General features: G+C 71.9%; 20 protein-coding genes. 15 read left to right on the top strand and 5 right to left on the bottom strand.

The features are described from left to right. Nucleotides 1-37: 37 nt before the first annotated feature. Complete coding sequence (locus tag DEJ16_RS05210) at nt 38-301, bottom strand: hypothetical protein (RefSeq protein ID WP_110824305.1); 264 nt, start codon at nt 299-301, stop codon at nt 38-40. A 134-nt stretch (nt 302-435) separates the two neighbouring features. Between DEJ16_RS05210 and DEJ16_RS05205 the strand changes: the two genes are divergently transcribed. Then, nucleotides 436-891, top strand: coding sequence for a hypothetical protein (locus tag DEJ16_RS05205; RefSeq protein ID WP_110824304.1), 456 nt, complete (start codon nt 436-438; stop codon nt 889-891). Between the two features lie 161 nt (nt 892-1,052). Here the strand turns inward: DEJ16_RS05205 and DEJ16_RS05200 are convergent, their stop codons facing one another. Continuing rightward, nucleotides 1,053-2,522, bottom strand: a complete 1,470-nt coding sequence (locus tag DEJ16_RS05200) for an NCS2 family permease (RefSeq protein ID WP_110824303.1) — start codon at nt 2,520-2,522, stop codon at nt 1,053-1,055. Nucleotides 2,523-2,678: 156 nt separating this feature from the next. Between DEJ16_RS05200 and folE the strand changes: the two genes are divergently transcribed. Genes folE through DEJ16_RS05180 form a run of 4 tightly spaced genes read left to right on the top strand, consistent with a single transcriptional unit; the run spans nt 2,679 to nt 5,672 of the window. Continuing rightward, on the top strand, nt 2,679-3,296 hold the full coding sequence (gene folE / locus DEJ16_RS05195; RefSeq protein WP_110824449.1) for a GTP cyclohydrolase I FolE: 618 nt from the start codon (nt 2,679-2,681) through the stop codon (nt 3,294-3,296). Further along, nucleotides 3,296-4,222 carry a dihydropteroate synthase gene (gene folP / locus DEJ16_RS05190; RefSeq protein WP_110824302.1) on the top strand — a complete coding sequence of 309 codons (927 nt, stop codon included), beginning with the start codon at nt 3,296-3,298 and terminating at the stop codon, nt 4,220-4,222. The genes folE and folP overlap by 1 nt, the downstream gene beginning before the upstream one ends. Next, nucleotides 4,219-4,965 carry a pyrimidine reductase family protein gene (locus tag DEJ16_RS05185; protein WP_110824301.1) on the top strand — a complete coding sequence of 249 codons (747 nt, stop codon included), beginning with the start codon at nt 4,219-4,221 and terminating at the stop codon, nt 4,963-4,965. Before folP ends, DEJ16_RS05185 begins: the two co-directional genes overlap by 4 nt. Before the next feature lie 53 nt (nt 4,966-5,018). Further along, a complete protein-coding gene (locus DEJ16_RS05180) occupies nt 5,019-5,672 on the top strand; it encodes an HAD-IA family hydrolase (RefSeq protein ID WP_110824300.1) in 654 nt (217 codons plus the stop codon). Between the two features lie 3 nt (nt 5,673-5,675). On the opposite strand, the gene DEJ16_RS05175 is transcribed toward DEJ16_RS05180, so the two are convergent. Next, nucleotides 5,676-7,400 carry an RNA-binding domain-containing protein gene (locus DEJ16_RS05175; RefSeq protein ID WP_110824299.1) on the bottom strand — a complete coding sequence of 575 codons (1,725 nt, stop codon included), beginning with the start codon at nt 7,398-7,400 and terminating at the stop codon, nt 5,676-5,678. 222 nt (nt 7,401-7,622) lie between these two features. On the opposite strand from DEJ16_RS05175, the gene DEJ16_RS05170 reads away from it, so the two are divergent. Continuing rightward, nucleotides 7,623-8,171 (top strand): type 1 glutamine amidotransferase domain-containing protein, encoded by a 549-nt coding sequence (locus DEJ16_RS05170; RefSeq protein WP_110824298.1) that lies wholly within the window; start codon nt 7,623-7,625, stop codon nt 8,169-8,171. A 92-nt stretch (nt 8,172-8,263) separates the two neighbouring features. Here the strand turns inward: DEJ16_RS05170 and DEJ16_RS05165 are convergent, their stop codons facing one another. Beyond that, nucleotides 8,264-8,830 (bottom strand): molybdenum cofactor biosysynthesis protein, encoded by a 567-nt coding sequence (locus DEJ16_RS05165; RefSeq protein ID WP_110824297.1) that lies wholly within the window; start codon nt 8,828-8,830, stop codon nt 8,264-8,266. 117 nt (nt 8,831-8,947) lie between these two features. Here DEJ16_RS05165 and DEJ16_RS05160 point away from each other — a divergent pair, with 117 nt between their 5' ends. The 5 genes from DEJ16_RS05160 to DEJ16_RS05140 all read left to right on the top strand — a co-directional run bounded on the left by DEJ16_RS05160 (nt 8,948) and on the right by DEJ16_RS05140 (nt 14,688). Next, nucleotides 8,948-10,564 carry a DNA-3-methyladenine glycosylase 2 family protein gene (locus DEJ16_RS05160; RefSeq protein WP_110824296.1) on the top strand — a complete coding sequence of 539 codons (1,617 nt, stop codon included), beginning with the start codon at nt 8,948-8,950 and terminating at the stop codon, nt 10,562-10,564. Beyond that, complete coding sequence (locus DEJ16_RS05155; protein ID WP_110824295.1) at nt 10,561-11,073, top strand: methylated-DNA--[protein]-cysteine S-methyltransferase; 513 nt, start codon at nt 10,561-10,563, stop codon at nt 11,071-11,073. The genes DEJ16_RS05160 and DEJ16_RS05155 overlap by 4 nt, the downstream gene beginning before the upstream one ends. A gap of 258 nt (nt 11,074-11,331) precedes the next feature. After that, entirely contained in the window at nt 11,332-12,174 is an 843-nt protein-coding gene (locus tag DEJ16_RS05150) for an alpha/beta fold hydrolase (RefSeq protein WP_110899785.1), read from the top strand. A 95-nt stretch (nt 12,175-12,269) separates the two neighbouring features. Further along, entirely contained in the window at nt 12,270-13,139 is an 870-nt protein-coding gene (locus tag DEJ16_RS05145; RefSeq protein ID WP_110824293.1) for a hypothetical protein, read from the top strand. Nucleotides 13,140-13,218: 79 nt separating this feature from the next. Continuing rightward, the gene (locus DEJ16_RS05140) at nt 13,219-14,688 is read left to right on the top strand and encodes an APC family permease (RefSeq protein ID WP_110824292.1); all 1,470 of its coding nucleotides are present in this window, start codon (nt 13,219-13,221) and stop codon (nt 14,686-14,688) included. A gap of 247 nt (nt 14,689-14,935) precedes the next feature. On the opposite strand, the gene DEJ16_RS05135 is transcribed toward DEJ16_RS05140, so the two are convergent. After that, the gene (locus tag DEJ16_RS05135) at nt 14,936-15,607 is read right to left on the bottom strand and encodes a LysE/ArgO family amino acid transporter (RefSeq protein WP_110824291.1); all 672 of its coding nucleotides are present in this window, start codon (nt 15,605-15,607) and stop codon (nt 14,936-14,938) included. A 68-nt stretch (nt 15,608-15,675) separates the two neighbouring features. Between DEJ16_RS05135 and DEJ16_RS05130 the strand changes: the two genes are divergently transcribed. The 4 genes from DEJ16_RS05130 (at nt 15,676) to DEJ16_RS05115 (ending at nt 21,783) form a co-directional block, all read left to right on the top strand. Further along, nucleotides 15,676-16,596 carry a LysR family transcriptional regulator ArgP gene (locus DEJ16_RS05130; protein WP_220032658.1) on the top strand — a complete coding sequence of 307 codons (921 nt, stop codon included), beginning with the start codon at nt 15,676-15,678 and terminating at the stop codon, nt 16,594-16,596. Nucleotides 16,597-16,991: 395 nt separating this feature from the next. Next, on the top strand, nt 16,992-18,959 hold the full coding sequence (locus DEJ16_RS05125) for a cellulose synthase catalytic subunit (protein ID WP_258365831.1): 1,968 nt from the start codon (nt 16,992-16,994) through the stop codon (nt 18,957-18,959). After that, a complete protein-coding gene (locus tag DEJ16_RS05120; RefSeq protein ID WP_110824290.1) occupies nt 18,956-19,696 on the top strand; it encodes an HlyD family secretion protein in 741 nt (246 codons plus the stop codon). Before DEJ16_RS05125 ends, DEJ16_RS05120 begins: the two co-directional genes overlap by 4 nt. Nucleotides 19,697-19,698: 2 nt before the next feature. After that, nucleotides 19,699-21,783 (top strand): glycosyl hydrolase, encoded by a 2,085-nt coding sequence (locus DEJ16_RS05115; RefSeq protein ID WP_110824289.1) that lies wholly within the window; start codon nt 19,699-19,701, stop codon nt 21,781-21,783. Nucleotides 21,784-21,837 lie beyond the last annotated feature (54 nt).

Genomic DNA, 21,837 nt, shown 5'->3' with positions numbered 1-21,837 from the left:
TGGTGACGGTAGCGCGGGCCGGACGGGGCGTCCACGATCACGTCCACGTCCGGGCGACGCTCCACCCGTCGGCGTCCGGGACGATGTCGACCACCAGGGTCTCGCCGTCCTCGGCCGTCGCCTGGAAGCGCCACCCGGCGGTGCGCTCGGGTGCGTGGGTGATCGCGGTGGGCAGGTCGGTCGGCGTCGTGGTCAGCCGGGTCGGGACGTCGGAGACGCGCCAGCGCCGGCCCAGCCACACCAGTCGGGCGGGTGCGCCGCCGGTCCACCACACGGTGGCAGCGGTGTCGACGATCATCATCAGGAGCCTCCTCGTTCGAACGTGTGTTCGAATGCTAGGTCGGCCCTCCGACAGCTGCAAGCGCCCCGGCGTGCCGCGTTCGTCCTCCGAGCACGCCCAGGACGACGCGAGGAGCGGTCGTGTAGACGAGCAGCATGACGAACGACGACGGGCAGGGTCCCGACTCCGCACACCAGGTCCCCGAGGGGGTGTCCGAGGCGACCGTCGAGGCGCTCGGCAGCCTCTCCGCGGCGATCGAGGTCATCGAACACGCGCGCGGACTCCTCTACGGCTTCCACCGACTGACCGGCACCGCCGACCTGAACATCGGCGAGGCGGTCGAGCAGCTGCGGAAGGCCGGGCACACCGAGCTCGCCGAGCGGATCGACACCGAACTCGTCGGGCGGAACGTCATCGCCGGGCGGTGGACGTTCCAGATCATGGAGGACTACGACGACGGCTACTACGCCACCGCGAAGGAGCTCGAGCGGACCGCGCGTGAGCAGCTCGTCGGCGGCAGGCGCCACCTGTTCGAGGCGAGCATGAAGGAGGACCGGCGGACGCCGGGCCTGCCCCACCACGAGGCCACGCCGGCCGACCTGCCGGACTGATCCGCGCCTCCCGGCCGAGCGGCGTCAGCGGACATCGGCGCAGCGCGGACCGACAGCGCACAACAGGAACCAGCCCACACCACGGACGTCCGTGGTGTGGGCCGGTTCCTGTCGTGCCGGCCGATCGGCGCCGGTGCGGCGATCGGCGCCGCGGCCGGACCTCAGCCGACGCCGAGGAGCGACTCCAGCGGACCGCGTGCGAAGTAGAGCAGGAAGCCGGCGGCGACCACGTACAGCAGCCACGAGACCTGGCGGCCCTTGCCGGACAGCGCCTTGATGAGGACCCAGCTGATGAAGCCGGCACCGATGCCGTTCGCGATCGAGTAGGTCAGCGGCATGACGACGATCGTGAGGAACGCCGGCAGCGCCGACCCGAAGTCCGTCCAGTCGATGTCCGCGACCTGGGCGACCATGAGTGCACCGACGACGACGAGCCCGGCGGCGGCGACCTCGAGCGGGACGACCTGGGTCAGCGGCGTGAGGAACATCGACGCCAGGAACAGCAGGCCGGTGACGACCGACGCCATGCCGGTGCGGGCGCCCTCACCGATGCCGGACGCGGAGTCGATGAACACCGTGTTCGACGACACCGAGGCGCCACCGCCGGCGATCGCGCCGGCGCCCTCGACGACGAGTGCGGCACGGAGGCGCGGGAACGTCCCGTCCTGCTCCGCGACCCCCGCGGCCTTCGCCAGGCCGGTCATCGTTCCCATGGCGTCGAAGAAGTTCGTGAAGACGAGCGTGAAGACGAGCATCGACGCTGCGAGCGGGCCGATCCGGGCGAAGGCGCCGAAGTCGAACTGGCCGACGAGGGACAGGTCGGGCAGGGCGAACAGTGCGCTCGGCAGCCCCGGGGCGTTGAGGTTCCAGCCGGTCTTCGACTCGACGGACGTCGGCACCTGGAACACGGCCTGCAGGATGATCGCGATGACGGTCGTCGCGACGATGCCGATGAGCAGCGCGCCCTTGACGCGGCGGGCCATCAGCGTGCCGATGATGACCAGACCGATGAGGAACACAATGGTCGGCAGTGCCCCGACGGACCCGTCCTCGCCGAGCTGCAGCGGCGGCGACGCGAGCCCCGACGAGCGCACGAACCCGGAGTCGACGAGCCCGATGAACGCGATGAACAGGCCGATGCCGACGGTGATCGCGGCCTTGAGCTGTGCGGGCACGGCCGTGAAGATCAGCGTCCGGATCCCGGTCAGGGCCAGGAGCACGATGATGACGCCGTTGATGACGACGAGGCCCATCGCCTCGGCCCACGTCACCTGCTGCACGACGCTGACGGCCAGGAACGAGTTGATCCCGAGACCGGCCGCGATGCCGAACGGCAGGTTCGCGATGACGCCCATCGCGATGGTCATCAGGCCCGCGACGAGGCCGGTGGCCGCGGCCACCTGAGCGTTCTCGAGCCATCCGCCGCTCACGTCCTTGGCGGCCTGGTCGGCGCTGAAGCCGCCCAGGATGAGCGGGTTGAGGATGACGATGTAGGCCATCGTCACGAAGGACACGACGCCACCACGGACCTCGCGCGGGATGGTCGATCCGCGCTTCGTGATGGAGAAGAAGCGGTCGAGACCGGATGCGACGCTGTTCCGGGGCGGGCTGGATGTCTGCGGGGCGCTCACCGGTGGAGTTTAGAGGACGGCCGCACCGATGGGCACGTCGCGACGGGATGGTAGTCCTGCCGGGAGGCCCGTTCCTGGAGAACGGGGTACGTCACCGCGTTCTCCGGTCAGGACCGCACCGCGTGACCGGTGTTGGATGAGCGGGTGACGCAGCGCATGGACCGTGCCCGTGTCGAGGCCGCCGTGCGCGAGTTGCTGGCGGGCATCGGCGAGGACCCCGACCGACCAGGACTCGAACGCACCCCGCAGCGGGTCGCGGACGCCTACACGGAGTTCTTCCACGGGCTCGACCTCGACGCGACGCAGATCGCCCGGGACGGCACGGTGCCCGCCGATGACGGGGAGCGCGGCGACCTGGTGGTCGTGCGGGACATCCGGTTCCGGTCGGTGTGCGAACACCACCTGCTGCCGTTCCTCGGGACCGCGCACCTGGCGTACGCGCCGGGGGAGCGGCTCATCGGCCTCGGGACGCTCGCGCGGGTGGTGGAGGCCCTGGCCTCGCGTCCGCAGCTGCAGGAGCGCCTCGGCGAGCAGGTCGTCGCCGCCGTGCAGGACGGCCTCGAGGCGCGCGGCGTCCTCGTCGTCCTCGACGCCCAGCACCAGTGCGTGACGACCCGGGGCGAGCGGCAGACGGGCTCCACGACCGTGACGGTCGCGGCGAGCGGGATCCTGTCCGAGGCCGCCGGCCGTGCGGAGGCGATCGCGCTCATCGGTGCGGGGACCGGGAACGGGACGGCCGCTGCGGCCGACGCCGGCCACGGGACGGACGCCTGATGCGCCTCGGACCCGCGTCGGGCCTCCCGTCCGGACCCTCCGGCTGGGTCGTCCCCGAGCTGCGCGCCCCGGTCCGCACCATCGGCCGCCGCACGATCGACTTCGACTCCCGCATCGCCGTCATGGCGATCGTGAACCGCACCCCGGACTCCTTCCACGACCAGGGCCGCACCTTCGCGCTCGACCGTGCCGTCGCGGCCGCCGTCACCGCGGCCGAGCAGGGCGCCGACTGGGTCGACATCGGCGGCGTGAAGTTCGCGCCCGGACCCGAACTGTCCGCGGCGGACGAGATCGACCGCGTCGTGCCCGTCGTCGAGCAGGTCGCGCAGCAGTCCGACGTCACGATCAGCGTCGACACCTTCCGGCCGGAGGTCGCCGCCGCCGCCATCGCCGCCGGTGCCAGCGTCGTGAACGACACCACCGGGCTGGCGGACCCGCGGATGGCCGAGGTCGTCGCGGACTCGGACGCCACCGTCGTCATCACCCACTCGCTCGCCGCACCCCGGCAGGAGTACCCGAAGCCGCAGTACGCCGACGTCGCCGGTGAGGTCGCGGCGTTCCTCCGACTCCGGGTCGACCGGGCGCTCGCCGCGGGCATCCCCGAGGAGCGGATCGTCATCGACCCCGGGCACGACCTCAACAAGACCACCGTGCACACCCTCGAGCTGACCCGGCGCCTGCCGGAGGTGGTCGCGCTCGGCTACCCCGTCCTCGCGGCGGTGTCGAACAAGGACTTCGTCGGGGAGACCCTCGGCAGACCGCGCGGTGAGCGGCTGCCCGGGTCCCTCGCCGCCGCGACCATGAGCGCGCTGCTCGGCGCGCGGATCGTCCGGATGCACGACGTCCCCGAGGCCGTCGACGCGATGCGCATGGTCGAGGCCGTCCTCGGCTGGCGGGAACCCCTGGAAGCGAGGCACAACACGTGACCCACCTGCCCGGCTCCGTCGACGACCTGTCCGACGACGACCTGCTCGCCGTCTACACGGACGGCGCCGGGGGCGCCGCGGACGGCGGCTGGCTGCGCGTCAACTTCGTCAGCTCGCTCGACGGCTCCGCCACGGCGGCGGGGAGGTCCGGCTCCCTCGGCGGCCCCGACGACCTCCGGGTGTTCGACCTGCTGCGGCGAGCGGCCGACGTCGTCCTGGTCGCCGCGGGCACCGTGCGCGACGAGGGCTACGGGCCGATGGTCCTGCACGACCCGGACGTGGCCTGGCGCCGGGCGCGCGGGACGGCAGACCACCCGGTGTTCGCGATCGTCACGGGGTCGCTCGGCCTCGACCCGGCGTCCCGCGTGTTCACCGAGGCGCCCGTCCGGCCGATCGTGCTCACGACCTCCGCAGCCGACCCCGAGCGCCGCCGGGCCCTCGAGGCCGTGGCCGACGTCGTGTCCTGCGGCGAGGACTCGGTCGACCCGGTGCTCGTCCGCGCTGCCCTCGTCGACCGCGGCCTCGCACGCATCCATTGCGAGGGCGGTCCGTCGTTCCTCGGGTCCCTCGTCGCGGCGGACCTGGTCGACGAGTTGTGCCTGTCGATCGACCCGTCGCTCGAGGGCGGGGCCGGCGGACGCATCGTCCACGGCTCGTCCCCGGAGCTGCGGCGGATGCGGTTGGCGCACGTGCTGCGCGGGGCGGGCGACGTGCTGCTCACGAGGTACGTCCGGGCGCGCTGACGGCAGCACGACCGCCACGGCCTCCCGGGGTCGGCCGGCGGTAGGGTCGGCACGTGATCGACGTCGTGGTGTCCGGGGTCCTGTTCGACATGGACGGGACGCTCGTCGACTCGACCGCGATCGTCGAGGGTGCCTGGGGACGGTTCGGCGCCGACCACGACCTGGACCCGCAGACGATCCTCGCCTTCTCGCACGGCCGTCAGACGATCGACACGATCCGGCGGTTCCTGCCCGACCTGTCCCCGGACGAGCAGCGCCGGGTCGCGCTCGAACTCGTGAACGACGAGGTCGAGAACACCGACGGCATCGTCGAGGTCCCCGGTGCCGGCGCCTTCGTCCGACGGCTGCAGGACGCCGGTGTGCCGGTGGCGCTCGTCACCAGCGCTCCGCGGGACCTCGCCGTGAACCGGATGCGGGCCGCGGACGTGCCCGTCCCGGACGCGTTCGTCTCCGCCGCGGACGTCGAGCACGGCAAGCCGCACCCGGACGGCTACCTCCGCGGGGCCGCCCTGCTCGGGCTCGCCGCCACGGACTGCCTCGCCTTCGAGGACGCGCCCGCCGGCCTGGAGGCTGCGGTCGCCTCCGGCGCGACGACGGTCGCCGTCGGGGTGCTCGCCGCCGACGTGGCCCCCGACCTCCCGCGCATCACGGGGTACGACGGGATCTCGGTCACGCCGGAGGGCGACGGATTCCGGATCCGCGGCTGACGATCAGCGCGCCCTCCTGCCGGTCTGCTTCTGGGGGAAGGACGGGCCCGGCCCGTACTTCACGGCTGGGCCACGCCGCTGCTCGCTCACCCGGGTCAGCACATCCCGATCGACGAGGTCGCGGAGGATGTCCCTCGCCGCGTAGACGTCGACGTCGAACATCCGTTGCACCGTGGCGTTGTTGACCGTCTCGTACTCGCGCACGTGGTCGGTGACCTTCTTCGCGCGGTCCGTGTCGGGCCGCGCTTGGTACGTGATCGCCGGACCGAGTGCAGCGATCGACGCTCCACGGAACCGGTACGTCGGATGACGCGCGTTCTTGGTGCCGGCAGTCGGCTCCAGGAACCCCGCCTCGTCGTTCGCGATCCGGGTGAGCAGGCTCTGAGCGGCATCGACCTGTCGCTGGACGACCTGCGCGAGTTTGGCCGCCGTGACGGTCCTGTTCGTCGTGAGGTAGGAGACGAGGAGCAGGACGTCTGTGTCGTTCTGGTCCTGCTCCGGAAGGTCCGCGACGAACTTCGTGATCCGTGTGTTCGGGGGTCCGCCGAGGAGCTGCACGATCGTCTCCGGCTCGTCTCCCGTGCGCACGCTCACCAAGGGGACGGAACGCCCACTCCGGATCATCTCGCGGAACATCCGGTCCACACCCTGTCCCCACTTCTCGGCCAGCCCCAGCGACCGGAGTGCGTCCGCCAGAGCCGGGAAGCGCGCTTTCGGAGGGTGCGTGAGGATGTTCTCCGGCGAGATCCCGGGTACGAGGGGGCCGGGCGACATGACGGTGAGCGCCTGGGGCGAGTGCTCCACCTGGATCGGCCGACGGTCGCGATGGTCTCCGTGCATCAGCGCATTCGTCACGGCTTCACGAACGGCCGCGAGCGGGTAGTCCTCGATCTGCACCTGCTGACCAGATCGCAGGTTGACCGGAGTCGTCCCGATCCGTGCTTCCAGGAGTGCGATCAGTTCGGCGTACGCGACCAGGAGCGGCCCGTTCCATCGACGTCCGAGGTCTGTCTCTCCTCCGGCCGAGATCCGGTGTTGGTACGACAGCACCTCGCGCCCGTCGTCGGGACCGCAGAGGAGCATCGCCCCTGCTCTGTTCAGGTCCCCTCTCTCGTGCAGCAGTCCCAAGGCTCCGACGAGATCCTGGAGAGGCGCATCCGAGATCGTCAGGAGCGACTCGTTCGCCGCTCGGCGGACGTAGAACCGGAGCGCATCGACGGCGTCGCGGTCGACGTCGGAGAGGGGGCGCCCAGCACTCGCCGCGCTCCAGTCGCCGCCGCGACGGTCGTCATCGAGGCGACTCACTTGGGCAGTGCTCATCGGCTCGCACTGGTGTCCGACCCGCTTGGACGGCATCTTCAGCCGGGATGAGTAGACCTCCAGACCTTCGCGGACTTCGATGACCAGGAGTTGTACGCCCGCGAACTGGAGCGGTCGGACGCTCACGTCGAGCGAGGGCTTCGTCACGTCGTATATGCGTCGTCGGAGGTACTGAGGATCGAGTGCGGTGCCGAGGAACGCGTCTCGGCCGGTTCCCCTGTCGGCCACGCCGAGGACGATAGTGCCGCCGTTTGCGTTGGCGAAGCACGCAGCAGCGTCAGCCATGTCGTTCGCCGTGTCCTGCTGCGACTTCTGCTCTCGCTTGAAGTCAACGGACTCGGACTCGAGGTCGTTCGCCTCGGCCCGTCCGGCGAGGATCTGCTCGAGGAGGCCGTCGAGATCGTCCATGAGTTTGCTTCCCATTTGGGGTCGGTGAGAATTTCTGCCTTCCCCCAAACTACCCGCAAAGGCGGCGGACTTCCACGAGTCACCACTGCACGGCTCCGTTGCTCCGGTCCGCTCCGCGCACCCCTCGCTGGGCGTCGGTTGCGCACTGCGAGCGCGTCCAGCGCGGGGCGACGACCGTGGTGTGCGCGGTCCCGGAGACCCCGGTCCGCGGAAGGAGTGACCATGGCAGCCCTCGACGGCAAGAAGATCCTCGTCATCGCGACGAACTACGGCGTGGAGCAGGACGAGATCGTCGTCCCCACCGACCAGCTCCGTGAGCGTGGAGCCACCGTGACCGTGGCCGCGAAGGAGTCCGGCTCGATCGAGACCCTCGTCGGCGACAAGGACCCGGGCAAGAGCGTCGACACCGACACCACCTACGACGGCGTCTCCGCCGGCGACTACGATGCGCTCGTCGTCCCGGGCGGCACCATCAACGCCGACACCATCCGCCAGGACAGCACCGCGGTCGGGCTCGTGAAGGCCTTCGTCGACGCGGGCAAGCCGGTCGCGGCGATCTGCCACGGCCCGTGGACCCTGGTCGAGGCCGGAGTCCTGCCGGGTCGCACGATCACGTCGTTCCCGTCGCTGCAGACCGACGTGCGCAACGCCGGCGGCGAGTGGGTCGATCAGGAGGTCCAGGTCGACACGACGAACGGCACCGTGATCACCTCGCGCACGCCGGACGACCTGCCGGCCTTCGTCGACGCGATCGAGTCAGCGCTCGTCTGACCCCTCCCGGGGCGCGACGTGGGCGGTCTCCGGCAGCGGTGTTCCGCTGCTCGGTGCCGTCCACGTTGCATGTCGCGGCCGCCTCGTCGCGGTCAGGGGTCCGGGACGGGGTGGGCCGTGCGGAGCACCGCCGTGCCGAGGGAGAGCACGCCGTCGGACTCCGGGTCACACCGCACCCCGCCGTGTCCCCGCATCGCGCGGAACGCCCCCGGTGCCACCTGCGTGTCCATCCACGCGCACGGGTTCGCCGGCCGGTACCCGCGGAAGCGCACGGGCCCGTCGCCGGTGTCGAGCGAGAACGGCTCGCCGTGCAGGGCCTCGACGTCGACGCCCCGCAGGAACACGTTCCGCCGGGTCGCCGACGGGTCGATCGACGTGCCGAGCTCGCGGCCGACCTGCTCGAGTCCCTCGACGCCGATCACCGTCACGGTCGCGTGCACGTGCGCCCGGGCCGCGAAGTAGCGGTCGCCGACGATGCCCAGTCCGGCCCGCAGGTCGATCCGTTCCCGGAGTTCCCGTTCCCCCGGCTGCGGAGGAGCGGAACCGTCGGCCGGACGTCCCTCGTAGCGGTGCCGCCGGGAGGCGAGGAGCATCACGACCTCGACCTCGCGGGCATGCGGCAGCGCGTCGGACGCGACCGTGTCGGAACCGGGACCCATGCGCACGACGGTAGTCGTGCCTCCCGGCCGGCCGTCGCCCCGTCACCCCGGCCCCCGCCCGCTGCGATGTCCGATCTCCGCCAGTCCGCTGTCGTCGGCCCGTGTCAGGCTGACCGCATGACGACGACCGGAGCCGGAGCGCTGCACGACGAGCGGTACCGCATCGCGGCCTCGCGGGACGCCCGGTTCGACGGGCAGTTCGTCACCGCCGTGCACTCCACCGGCATCTACTGCCGACCCAGCTGTCCGGCCAGGACCCCGCGGTCGACCGGCGTGACCTTCTACCGGACGAGCGCCGCCGCGCACCTCGCCGGGTTCCGCGCCTGCCGCCGGTGCCTGCCGGAGGCGACCCCGGGCAGCCCCGAGTGGGACCTGCGCGAGGACGTCGCGGGTCGCGCGATGCGCCTCGTGGTCGACGGCGTCGTGGACCGGGAGGGCGTGCCCGGCCTCGCCCGCCGGGTCGGGTACTCCGAGCGGCAACTGAACCGCATCATGACCGAGGAGCTCGGCGCCGGCCCGAAGGCCTTGAGCCGCGCACACCGGGCGCAGACCGCCCGGACGCTGCTCACCGGGTCCGACCTGCCCGTCGCGGACGTCGCGTTCGCCGCCGGGTTCACGAGCATCCGCCAGTTCAACGACACCGTGCGCGAGGTCTTCGCGCTCACGCCGACCGAGCTCCGTGCCCACCGGCGCTCGGCGCCCGGGTCCGACGGGGCACTGCGGGTGCACCTGCCGGCCCGGCCGCCCTTCGACGTGCAGGGCCTGCTCGAGTGGCATGCACTGCACGCGCTCCCCGGCATGGAGCAGGTCGGGACCGGGGCGGACGGTCGGGTCACGTCCTACGGTCGGGTGCTGGACCTGCCGGGAGGCCCGGCCTGGTTCCGCGCGTCCGCCGCGGCCGAGGACGGGGTCGGGTCGCGGTCCGGCCGTCGTCGTGGGACGGCACCGCGAGGCAGGGGTCGCGTCGGCCTCGACCTGCTCGTGCGCCTGACCGACCTGTCCGACCTGCCGACGCTCGTCGCCCGGGTGCGGGCGCTCTTCGACCTGGACGCGGACCCGGTGGCGGTGGACGACGCGCTCGCCGCGGTGCCCGCACTCGCACCGGTGGTCGACCGCGTCCCCGGCATGCGGTTGCCCGGGGCGGTGGACCCGCACGAGGTCGTGTTCCGCACCCTCATCGGGCAGCAGGTGTCCGTCGCGGCGGCGCGGACCGCACAGACCCGGCTCGTCGCCGCGCTCGGGACGCCGGTGCCGGAGGCGCTCGTGCCGGAGGCGCTCGTGCCGGGTGCGGCCGTCGCGCGGACGTTCCCGCGCGCCGCAGTGGTCGCCGAGCGTGGTCGTGAGGTCCTCCGTGGCCCCGCTGCCCGCGTCGACACGATCATGCGCGTCGCGGCGGCGCTCGCCGACGGGTCGCTCGTGGTCGACGGCGGCCAGTCCCTCGACGACCTGCGATCGGGGTTGCTCGCCGTGAAGGGGATCGGGCCGTGGACCGCCGACTACGTCGCACTGCGGGTGCGGCACCACCCCGATCTGTTCCTCCACAGTGACCTCGCCGTCCGGAACGGTGCACAGGAACTCGGGCTGCCCGGGACGGCGCGTGAGCTCTCCCTATGGTCGGAACGGGTGGCCCCCTGGCGGAGCTACCTGACGATGCACTGCTGGCGGCCGATCGTCGATCGCGCGATGGACCGGACCGCTGCGACCTCCACGACCTCCGGGAAGGACCCCCGATGACCGACGCTGTCTGCACCACCCTGACCACCCCCGACGGACCCTTCACCGTGCTCGAGGACGACCGCGGTCGGGTCCTCGCCTCGGGGTGGACCGCCGACGTCGTGCGGGTCCTCGCCCGGATCGCCGAGCGACACCGGCCTCAGCGGGTCCTCGAGGGACGGGTCGCCGCGGCCGATGCCGTCGACGCCTACTACGCGGGGGAGACCGACCACGCCATGCAGGTGCCCGTCCACCAGGTCGGGACCGACCTGTTCACGGAGGGGTGGCGGCGGCTGCGGGACATCCCGGCCGGGTCGACCCTGACGTACACCGCGTTCGCGAGCGCGATGGGTCGACCGGATGCCGTCCGGGCAGCGGCGAGCGTCTGCGCCCGGAACGCCCCGGCGCTGTTCGTCCCGTGTCACCGGGTCCTGCGCTCGGACGGCTCCCTCGGCGGCTTCGCCTGGGGACTCGACGTCAAGCGCGCCCTGCTCGAACGTGAGTCCGTGGGCGTCGACGCGCTGGTCTGACCCGCGTCTGACGGCACCGGTGTCCACAGGAGCCGTGCTGTCGTCCACAGGAAACGTGCCGCCGTCCACAGGGATCACAGAGCGCTCCCCCAGGACGCGGGTGGTGACTCTCGGGGCTCCGCCTGTCAGACTCGCGACGACGGCGTGGCCCACGACCAGCGGGGGCCGAGATCAGCGTCGCCCGAGCTGTGGGTGGCACCGACCAGTGCCATCCGCCCGGGGACGGACCACACGACGTCGGGGACGAACGAGGACGCCATGACGACCAGCACCGGACGATCGGTGACGTCTGCGGACGGCACGCAGATCGCGGTCTCGTCGAGCGGTTCGGGACCCGTGCTCGTCCTCGTCGGCGGCGCCTTCGACCACCGGGGCACCCCGTACGTGGACGCCGTCGTCGCGGCGTTCTCCGACCGCTACCGGGTCGTCACGTACGACCGGCGCGGTCGGGGGCAGAGCGGCGACACCCGGCCGTGGTCCGTCGAGCGCGAGGTCGACGACCTCGCAGCGGTCGTGGCCGACGCCGACGGACCGGTCGACCTGCTCGGCATCTGCGTGGGGGCCGCCGTGGTCCTGCACGCCGTCGCCGCTGGGGTCCCGGTGGGTCGGGTCGTCCTCTACGAGCCGCCCTACCGCGCGAGTGCCGACGCCCGGGCGGACGACGTCCTGTTCGCCGACCGCCTGGACGAGATGATCGCCGGCGGACGACGGGCTGCCGCGGTGCGTGCGTACCTGACCCGCGTCCTCGGGGTGCCGATGCTCCAGGTGTCCGCCGTGCCCCTCAAGCCGAAGCTCTGGAAGGCGCTGCTCGCCGACGCCGGCGTCCTCGGTCGCGACGTCCGGGTCCTCGGCGGGCTCGTCGTGCCCGAGCGGGTGCTCGCCGCGATCGGCGTCCCCGTGCTCGTCGCGGCCGGCACCGCGGGCGCGGTGTGGGCCCGGGGGGCTGCCCGCGCGGTGGTCGAGAGCGTTCCCGGGTCCACGTCCGTGGTCCTCGAGGGGCAGGGGCACGTGCCGGACCCCGTCGTCCTGAAGGAAGCCGTGGACGCGTTCCTCCTCGGCGAACGCAGCCCGAGCAACACTGACCAGCCCGAGCAACACTGACCAGCCCGAGCACCACTGACCAGCCGGAGTCGCACCGGACGGTCGGAGCCGCACGGTCTGCGCTGCACGGCGCGGTCCTGCGCCAGGATGGACGGGTGAACGCACCCCGCCTCGGACTCCTGCTCGACGTCGACGGCCCGATCGCCAGCCCGCTCTCGCGGACGATCGCGATCCCGAGCATCATCGAGGACCTCGTCGCGCTCGCCGCGGAGGGCATCCCGGTCGTGTTCAACACCGGCCGGAGCGACGCCTTCATCCGTGAGCAGGTCGTCGGACCGCTCCTCGCCGGAGGTCTCGCGGCCGGCGGTCGCGTGCACGCGATCTGCGAGAAGGGCGCCGTCTGGTGCTCGATCGGACCGCAGTTCCCGGACGGCATGGGTGAGCTCACCGTCGCCGAGGACCTGGCCCTGCCGCGCGACTTCGCCGACGAGATGCGCGACCTGGTCCGGGACGAGTACGCCGACTTGGTGTTCTTCGACGAGACGAAGCGCGCGATGGTCTCGATCGAGCAGCTCGTCGAGGTCGACAACGCCGCCTACCTCGCCCGGCAGCCGGCGTTCGACGCGCAGGCGATGGCAGCGCTCGAGCGGCGGGGACTCGGCGCCCGTCGACTCGACGACGTGCGACCGGACGAGCACGGTGCGGTGGACTGGCGCGTCGACCCCACGATCATCTCGACGGACATCGAGTCCGACCGGAGCGGCAAGGACCTGGGCGCCGAGCGTGCGCTCGAGCTCCTGGCCGAGGACGGGGCCCTGCCACTCGAGTGGCGGACGGTCGGCGACTCCCGGAGTGACTACGCGATGGCGGACTGGCTGCACGCGAACGGACACCGGGTCGCCCACGTCGACGTCCGGCCGGCCGACGGGGTCCCGGAGACGCCGTACCCCGTGCTGACCGCGCCGGAGGGCGTCATCCACGACGAGGCCGGTGCGCGCTTCCTGCGGGAGTGGCGGACCGCCTGACCGGCGCCACCATTTGCGGACGCTCGTGGTACACCACTACCCTTCCGGGGTCCGCCTGCTCCGATGACGGGAACGTCCCATGGCCCTCCGCACCAAGTCCATCGAAGCGTCGCTCGCCGACGCCGACGAGAAGGGGCGCTCGCTCAAGCGCTCGCTGGGGACGTTCGACATCGCCGCGATGGGGATCGCCGTCGCGGTCGGTGCCGGCATCTTCTCGGTCGGCGCGAACGCCGCCGCCAACTTCGCCGGACCCGGCGTCATCATCTCGTTCATCCTCGCCGCGGTCACGTGTGGCCTGGCGATCATGTGTTACGCCGAGTTCGCCTCGACGATCCCGGTCGCCGGGTCCGCGTACACGTTCACCTACGCCACGATGGGCGAGCTGCTCGCCTGGATCGTCGGGTGGGACCTCATCCTCGAGACGCTGACGGCCAGTGCCGTGATCGCGAAGTACTGGGGCATCTACCTCAGCACCGCGTTCGACGTCTTCGGCATCACGCTGCCGAGCACGATCGCCCTCGGCCCGATCGGCTTCACGTGGGGGCCGGTGCTCATCGTCGGCGTCTTCACGGCGCTGCTGGCGTTCGGCACCCGCCTGTCGAGCCGGGTGTCCGCGGTGATCACGATCATCAAGGTCGCGATCGTCCTGTTCGTCATCGTGGTCGGCGCCTTCTTCGTCAAGGCCGCCAACTTCACGCCGTTCATCCCCACGGCGGAGCCCGCGAAGGGCGCCGAGGGGAGTGTCTGGACCCAGTCGCTCGTGTCCTTCGCCACCGGGTCCGAGCCCGCGCAGTACGGCGTCTTCGGCCTGCTCGCCGCCGCCTCCCTGGTGTTCTTCGCGTTCATCGGTTTCGACGTCGTCGCGACGAGTGCCGAGGAGACGGAGAACCCGCAGAAGACCCTGCCGCGCGGCATCTTCATCGGGCTCGGCATCGTGACCCTGCTGTACGTCGGCGTCAGCATCGTCATCACCGGCATGGTGTCGTACAAGCAGCTCGCGCAGGAGGACGCGCCCTCCCTGGCGTCGGCGTTCGACCTCGTCGGGCTGCCCTGGGCGGCGGGCATCATCGCGATCGGGTCGCTCGTCGGCCTGACCACCGTCGTCATGGTGCTGCTGCTCGGCCTGTCCCGCATCGTCTTCTCGATGAGCCGTGACGGCCTGCTGCCGCGCTGGTTCTCGGTGACGAACCCGAAGACGCAGACCCCGGTCCGGGTGCAGGTCGTCGCGGGCATCATCGTCGCGTTCCTCGCCGGGTTCACGCCGGTCGAGAACCTCGAGGGCATGATCAACATCGGCACGCTCTCGGCCTTCGTGCTCGTGTCGGTCGGCATCATCGTGCTGCGGAGGTCGCGTCCGGACGCACCGCGCGCCTTCCGGGTGCCGTGGTCCCCGGTCATCCCGATCCTGTCCGCCGTGCTGTGCTTCTGGCTGATGCTCAACCTCGAGGTCGAGACCTGGCTGCGCTTCGTCGTCTGGCTCGTCATCGGCTTCGCGATCTACTTCGGCTACAGCCGTCGGCACAGCCGGGTCGGTCGCGGCGAGCACTGACCGCCGCCCGGTGCCCGCGCTCGGTCGTCGCTGTCCCAGCGCCGACCGGACCCAGCGCCGACCGGACCCGCACAACGAGAGCCGGATCGAACCACGGTGTTCCGTGGTTCGATCCGGCTCTCGTTGCGTCAGACCGGCCCGAACCGCGGGCGTCGAACCGCGGGCGCCGAACCGCGGGCGTCGAACCGCGGGCGCCGAACCGCGGGCGTCGAACCGCGGCGCCGCGGCGGCCCTTGCCACGGCGGCGTCAGGCGCCGAGCAGCAGGGCCACGCCGAACGCGAGCATGACGACCGCGACGAGGGCGTCGAACACGCGCCACGTCACCGGCTTCGCGAACAGCGGTCGCAGCAGCCGTCCGCCGAACCCGAGCGCACCGAACCAGAGGCAGCTCGCCGCCACCGCGCCGACGGTCCACCACCACCGGTCGTCGACGCCCTGTCGGTTCGCGACCGACCCGAGGAACACGAGCGTGTCCAGGTACACGTGCGGGTTCGCCCACGTGAAGACGAGCATCGTCAGGACCGCGGCCCGCATGGTCGGCCCACCCGGACGGCCCGCGCCGAGCCGGGCGGGCGGCGTGCCGTCGTCTGCGGCACGGTCCTCGAGCCGGATCGCCTCGTCCGAGGGGCGCAGCGCCCGCCGGGCCGCGAGCACCCCGTAGGTGAGCAGGAACGCCGCCCCGACGAACCGAATGACGAGCAGCGCCACGGGCACCCGTTCGACCACCACGCCGACACCGAGCACCCCGGCGACGATGAGGGCGGCGTCGGACAGCGTGCACACGGCCACCGCGACCGCCACCACACCCGGACGCGCGCTGACCGCGAGCCGCAGCAGGTAGGTGTTCTGGACCCCGATCGCGACGATGAGGGCCAGGCCGGTGCCGAGGCCGGAGAGAGCGGGGAGGAGTGCGGTCACAGGGGAACCGTACGGTGCTGGGCTGGATCAGCACAGCTCATGATCGTGGTGCGCCGTAAGCTGCGCTCATGGTGCAGTTCCAGCGCGACCACCTCGAGACACTGCTTGCCGCCGTCGACACGGGCACCTTCGACGCGGCCGCGCGGACCCTGTCGATCACGCCGTCGGCGGTCTCCCAGCGGGTCAAGGCGATGGAGCAACTCGTCGGGCGGGTGCTGCTGCAGCGGACCACCCCGATCACGCCCACGGCCGACGGTGAGGTCGTGCTCCGGCACGCGCGGCAGGTGCGGTTGCTCGACGAGGAGACCTCGCGTGCACTCGCCATGCCGGGCGCCGACGGGGCGGGACACACCCCTTCGATCCCCCTCGCCGTGAATGCGGACTCGCTCGCCACGTGGTTCCTCGACGCCCTCGCCCTGGTGCGGCACGACACCGAGGTGGTCTTCGACCTGCACCGTGAGGACCAGGACCGGACGGCCGAACTGCTGCGCTCCGGCACGGTCATGGCGGCGGTCACGGCGGAGGCGGCACCGGTCCAGGGCTGCTCCTCCGTCCCGCTCGGCGTCGATCGCTACCGGGCGGTCGCCGCGCCGTCCTTCGTCCGTCGGTACCTGGACGGCGCCGACACCGAGCGGCGCATGACGGCCAGACTCGACCGGGTACCGCTCGTCGACTACGACCGTGACGACGACCTGCAGCAGGGATTCCTCCGGCGGGTCCTCGGGCACGCGCCGCGCGGTCCACGGCACTACGTCCCGAACTCCGCCGACTTCGCGCGCGCGGTGCAGCTCGGGTTCGGATGGGGGCTCCTGCCTGAGGCGCAGTGCCTCGACGCGCTTCGTTCAGGTGCGCTCGTCGAGCTCACCCCGGGGCGGCGGGCCGATGTCGCGCTGTGGTGGCAGCGGTGGACGACGGCGTCACCACTGCTCGAACGCGTCACGGACGCCGTGCGGTCGGTCGCTGCGGAACGGCTCCATCGGCCGGCTTGACCTGCGGTGCGGGACCGGTGACGCGCCCAAGCGGACCGATGTCCGCGGAACGCACGAGCAGCGCCGCGCCGCGCCCGTGCCCCCTGACCTGGGGGTCTGTTCACACGATCGTCACATGGCGGTCGCGGGTCGTGTCGTACGATCGCACCACTGACGGCGCGGGCCGTCAGCAGCTCGACCCGAACCCACCGAACACGGTCCCGCCTCCCGAGGGCGGACCCTCCGGTGCACGCCGCACCCACGGCGAGCACCGTGCCCCGGACGAGGAACCCTGGCCTCCGTCCGTGCCGGACCACCGCGTCCGGATCCTGTCGCCGACGTCGCCGACACCCGTCGTCCGTCGTGCCCCGCGAGCACACGGATCGACATCTCCGACACCCGACAGGAGAACGCGCATGTCCGCACCCACGGACGTCCGGCGACCCCGGACGACCTCTGCACCCCTGACCGATCCCGACGACCGCACCGTGATCGAGGTCCCCGCCGACGGGCAGCCCCGTCGCCGGACCGGTCGCCGGTCCTCCGGCGGCGTCGTCGCCGGAGGCGCCCGAGGCCCCGAAGGCGCCGAAGGCGCCGACCGCCCGGCCGCACCGGTCGTCCACGTGACCGAGCAGCCCGCCGCCGCCCGCAACCGCGACACCCGGGCCCACAGCCCGGTCATGGTGCTCATCGTGCTGCTGGCGACGCTCGGCGTCGTCACCTACGCGGTGTTCCTGCTCAACCCCGCCAACCGCGGGGACTTCCTGCCCTACGGGCTCGTCATCATCGCGGAGAGCGTCCTCGTCGGGCAGTCCCTGCTGTCGATGTGGACGATCCTGTCCGGCGGTACCGACCCGCGTGACTTCGCGTTCCACAACACCCAGGACACGCTCTTCGACCCCGACGAGATCGCCCGTGACGGGCTCGTCGAGCGCGGCCACCGCTGGCCGATGCGCGTCCGCGGCAAGCGGGTCGTCGTCGACGTCTTCATCACCGTGTACGGCGAGGAGCTGACGAAGATCGCCGCGACCGTCGCCGCCGCGGTCGCGATGCGCGGCGAGCACCGCACGTGGATCCTCGACGACGGTCGGAGCGACGACGTGCGCGCCCTCGCCGACCGCCTCGGTGCCCGGTACGTCCGTCGGCTGTCCTCGAACGGCGCGAAGGCGGGCAACATCAACCACGCCCTGACGCTCGCGAAGGGCGACTACTTCGCCGTCTTCGACGCGGACTTCGTGCCCGCGAAGGACTTCCTGTTCGAGACCGTCCCGTTCTTCGCGGACGAGTCGATCGCGTTCGTGCAGACCCCGCAGACGTACGGCAACCTGCACAACCTCGTCTCCCGCGGCGCCGGCTACATGCAGACGGTGTTCTACCGCTTCATCCAGCCCGGCCGGAACCGGTTCAACGCGGCCTTCTGCGTCGGCACGAACGTGATCTTCCGCCGTGCGGCGATCGACGACGTCGGCGGCATCCACACCGACTCGAAGTCCGAGGACGTCTGGACGAGCCTGCACCTGCACGAGCGCGGCTGGAAGTCGGTCTTCATCCCGATGACCCTGGCGGTCGGCGACGCTCCGGAGACGATCGAGGCGTACAGCAAGCAGCAGCTCCGCTGGGCCACCGGCGGGTTCGAGATCCTGCTCACGCACTTCCCGTTCAACCCGAAGCGCAAGCTCACGATGGACCAGCGCCTGCAGTACTTCGTCACCGCGAGCTTCTACCTGACCGGCATCGTCCCCGGCCTGCTGCTGCTCGTCCCGCCGCTCGAGATCTTCTTCGACCTCCGCCCGATGAACATGTCGATCGGGGTCGGCGAGTGGGTGCTGTTCTACCTCGGCTTCTACCTCATGCAGGTCGTCCTGGCGTTCTACGCCCTCGGGTCGTTCCGGTACGAGACCCTGCTCCTGGCCGCGGTGTCGTTCCCGATCTACGCCCGTGCGCTGTGGAACGTGCTCTGCGGGAAGGAGCAGGCCTGGCACGTCACGGGAGCCGGTCGGGGCCGGGCGCCCTCGCCGTTCAACTTCATCGTGCCGCAGGTGCTCGTCTTCGTGTTCCTGTCCCTGACGAGCGTCGTCGCGATCTGGCGTGACGTGTCGAACGGGCAGCTGACGCTCGCCACCGCGTGGAACATCACGAACTCGGTCATCTTCGGCGCCTTCATCGTCACGGCGTTCCGTGAGCAGTCGGTCAACCGGCGGGCCGCCCGGCAGGAGCGTGACGCGGACACCGCTCCGGTCTTCGTCCTCGCCACGGCCGGCCTCGAGCCCGCGCCCGCCCTCCGGACGCAGGTCGTCCGCCCCGACTCGCTGCAGAACGCACGCGACGTCATCACCGCCAGCGCCGCCTCCGGCACCCCGACGGCCGTGGAGGTCGCATCATGACCTGGACCAACCGACTCCGCCTGTACGGTGGCATCCTGGTCGTGCTCGTCGTCGTCGCGGCCTGCACGCTCGTCTTCAACCAGCGGCGGAGCGCCGTGACGAGTGCCTCGGCCGCCATCACCGCGCAGGAGTACGCCGTCGGCACCGACTACGGCGGAACGGTCACCGAGGAGTACGTCGAGGAGGGTGACACCGTCCGCGAGGGGCAGGAGCTCATGCAGGTCCAGAGCCTGCAGCTCGCCCAGGACATCCGGAAGGGCGTCGTCGGCGCGGACACCACCACCAGCGCGTACGAGATCGAGTCCGACGGCCTGATCACCTTCAAGGCGGAGGTCTCCGGCACCGTCGCGAAGCTCGACGTGAAAGCCGGTGGGTACGTGCAGGCCGGCTCGGAGCTCGGCACGATCCACAAGGCGAAGAGCCTGTTCGTCACGTCCGAGTTCCTCGTCAGCCCGCGCGACTACGGCCGGATCACCGACGGTGCGACGGTCGACTTGCGCCTGCCGAACGACCGCTCGATCGAGGGGACCGTCAAGAACGTCAGCGTCGTGACCGACGCCGACGGCCAGGCGAAGACGACCGTGTCCGTGGAGAGCCCGGAGCTGTCGGCGTCGCCGTCGTCCGGGGTCACGAGCCCGGGCACCCCGGTGGACGCGACACTGCACCTCCGCGACGACGGCCGGCTGGCCGGTGTCACCGACGCGTTCCGCGACTTCCTCCGTCAGATCGGGATCTGAGCGTGCGGCTCCGTGCCGCTGCCGTCGCCCTCGTGGCCGCGTCCGCGCTCGTCCTCACCGCCTGCACCGGGACCGGCGCCGAGACCGGGACGGGAGGCCCGGACCGCGCCACCGGGACCGGCTCACCGTCCGCGGACGGTCCGGACCGGGAACAGGCCCGCGACCAGGCCCGCGCCCTGGCCGCCCTCGGTGCCGTCCCGAAGACCACCGCGGGCACCATGCGCCTCGCCGACGGGCTCGTCCCGCCGACGAACCGGTGGTTCTCCGGCCTGGTCTACGGCGCCGCACCGCAGCCGGTCTTCCCGACCCCGATCTCGTGGCAGGTGACCGACGACGGGTTCGCCGCCGGGCTGCCCGTGGTGAGCGCCACCGAGAAGACGATCGCCGGTGGTGCGGTGCAGCAGGTCGGGCTCGACCTCGGCGCCGACCGGACCCTCGTGTCCGCGTACGACCAGGTGTCCGTGACGGTCGAACACCGCGACGGCGACCGGGTCGTCGGGCACACCGTCCTCGCGCAGGGGTCCCCGCTCGTGTCCTACACGGCCGAGGCCGGACAGACCGTGCGCGCGACCTCGAGCATCACCGCGACCGGTGACGGCCCCGACGGCACGACGACGGGCACCATCGCCGCCGACGGTCGCACGTGGGGCGTCGTCACCAGCGGCGACGTCAGCGGCAGCGCGATCGAGCTCGGTCGCGGGGGCACCGTCGTCCTCTTCCCCGTGCCCGACGACGCGACCGGCAAGCAGGTGCGTGCCCTGTCCACCGCGGCGGCGTCCCCGTTGCAGCAGGTCACCCTCGCCCGCTCGTCGACCGGCACCGCGACCCACGGCGAGCAGCGGACCGCTCTCGGGTACCGCACCGCGGCACGGGGCGACACCGTCATCGTGCCGCAGCCCGGTCAGGGCGCGACGGGTCTGGACTGCACGGGTCTGCACTACGCGACCATCACCGGGGACGCCCCCGTCTGCACCGGTGACGTGCTCCGGTTCGCGGCCCCGAGCCTCCAGGCCGACGACCGGTTGGACCTGTCCCGGCTGTCCTCGTCCGAACGCGACGAGCTGACCGGTCAGGTCCGCGCGGACGCCGGCGCGGTCTCGGAGGCGTCCTTCGGCGCCGACAGCTACGGCGGCGGCAAGGACCTGTACCGGGTCGCGAACCTGTACCGGCTCGCCACGCAGCTCGACCTCGACGACGTCGCCGCGGGCCTGCGGGAGCAGTTGGTCACGCAGATCGACCAGTGGACCGATCCGGAGGGCTGCGGCGTCAGCGGCACGCGGTGCTTCCGGTACGACGACACCGTGAAGGGCCTGGTCGGCCAAGCGCCCTCCTACGGCTCGGACGAGTTCAACGACCACCACTTCCACTACGGCTACCTGCTGTCCGCAGCGGCGATCGTCGCGGACGGGTCGGACGAGCTCGTCGCGGCGTGGGCGCCCGTGCTCGACCTCGTCGCCGCGGACATCGCGTCCCCGGAGGCGACGGCGTCCTTCCCGGAACTCCGCGTGTACGACCCGTACGCGCAGCACTCGTGGGCCTCCGGGTACTCGCCGTTCGCGGACGGGAACAACCAGGAGTCCTCGTCCGAGGCCGTGTCCGCCTGGAACGGGCTCGCCCGTTGGGGGACGGTCTCCGGCTCCCGGTCGACCGCGGAACTCGGCAGCTGGCTGCTCGCGAACGAGGCCGTGTCTGCCCAGCGTGACGTGCTCGACCCGGACCTGCGCGCGTTCCCCGGGTTCGAGCACACGATCGTCTCGCTGAACTGGGGCGGCAAACGGGACCACGCCACGTGGTTCAGCGCGGACCCGGCGGCACCGGCCGGCATCGAGCTCATCCCGATGCCAGCGGTCGCGACGGAGTACGTCGCGGCCGGCGGGAAGCGGCAGATCGCCCGGGTCCTCGACGAGGCCGTGCCGGAGGGCGACTACGCGGTGCAGTTCGGGGACTACCTGCTCATGTACCGGGCGCTCGCCTCGGGCAGCCAGGCGACGGTCGCGTTGGCCGCCGCGCGGGACCTGCCGGCGGAGGACATCGACACCGGCAACACCCGCTCGTACCTGCTCGCCTGGATCATGGCGCGCGGGTAGCGGGTGCCGGACCGGGAGCGCGGTCGGGGGACGCGCTCCTGGGCTCCGGCACAC

The organism is Curtobacterium sp. MCJR17_055, assembly GCF_003224335.1.
Lineage (GTDB): Bacteria > Actinomycetota > Actinomycetes > Actinomycetales > Microbacteriaceae > Curtobacterium.
This window is presented reverse-complemented; position numbering and strand designations above follow the sequence as displayed.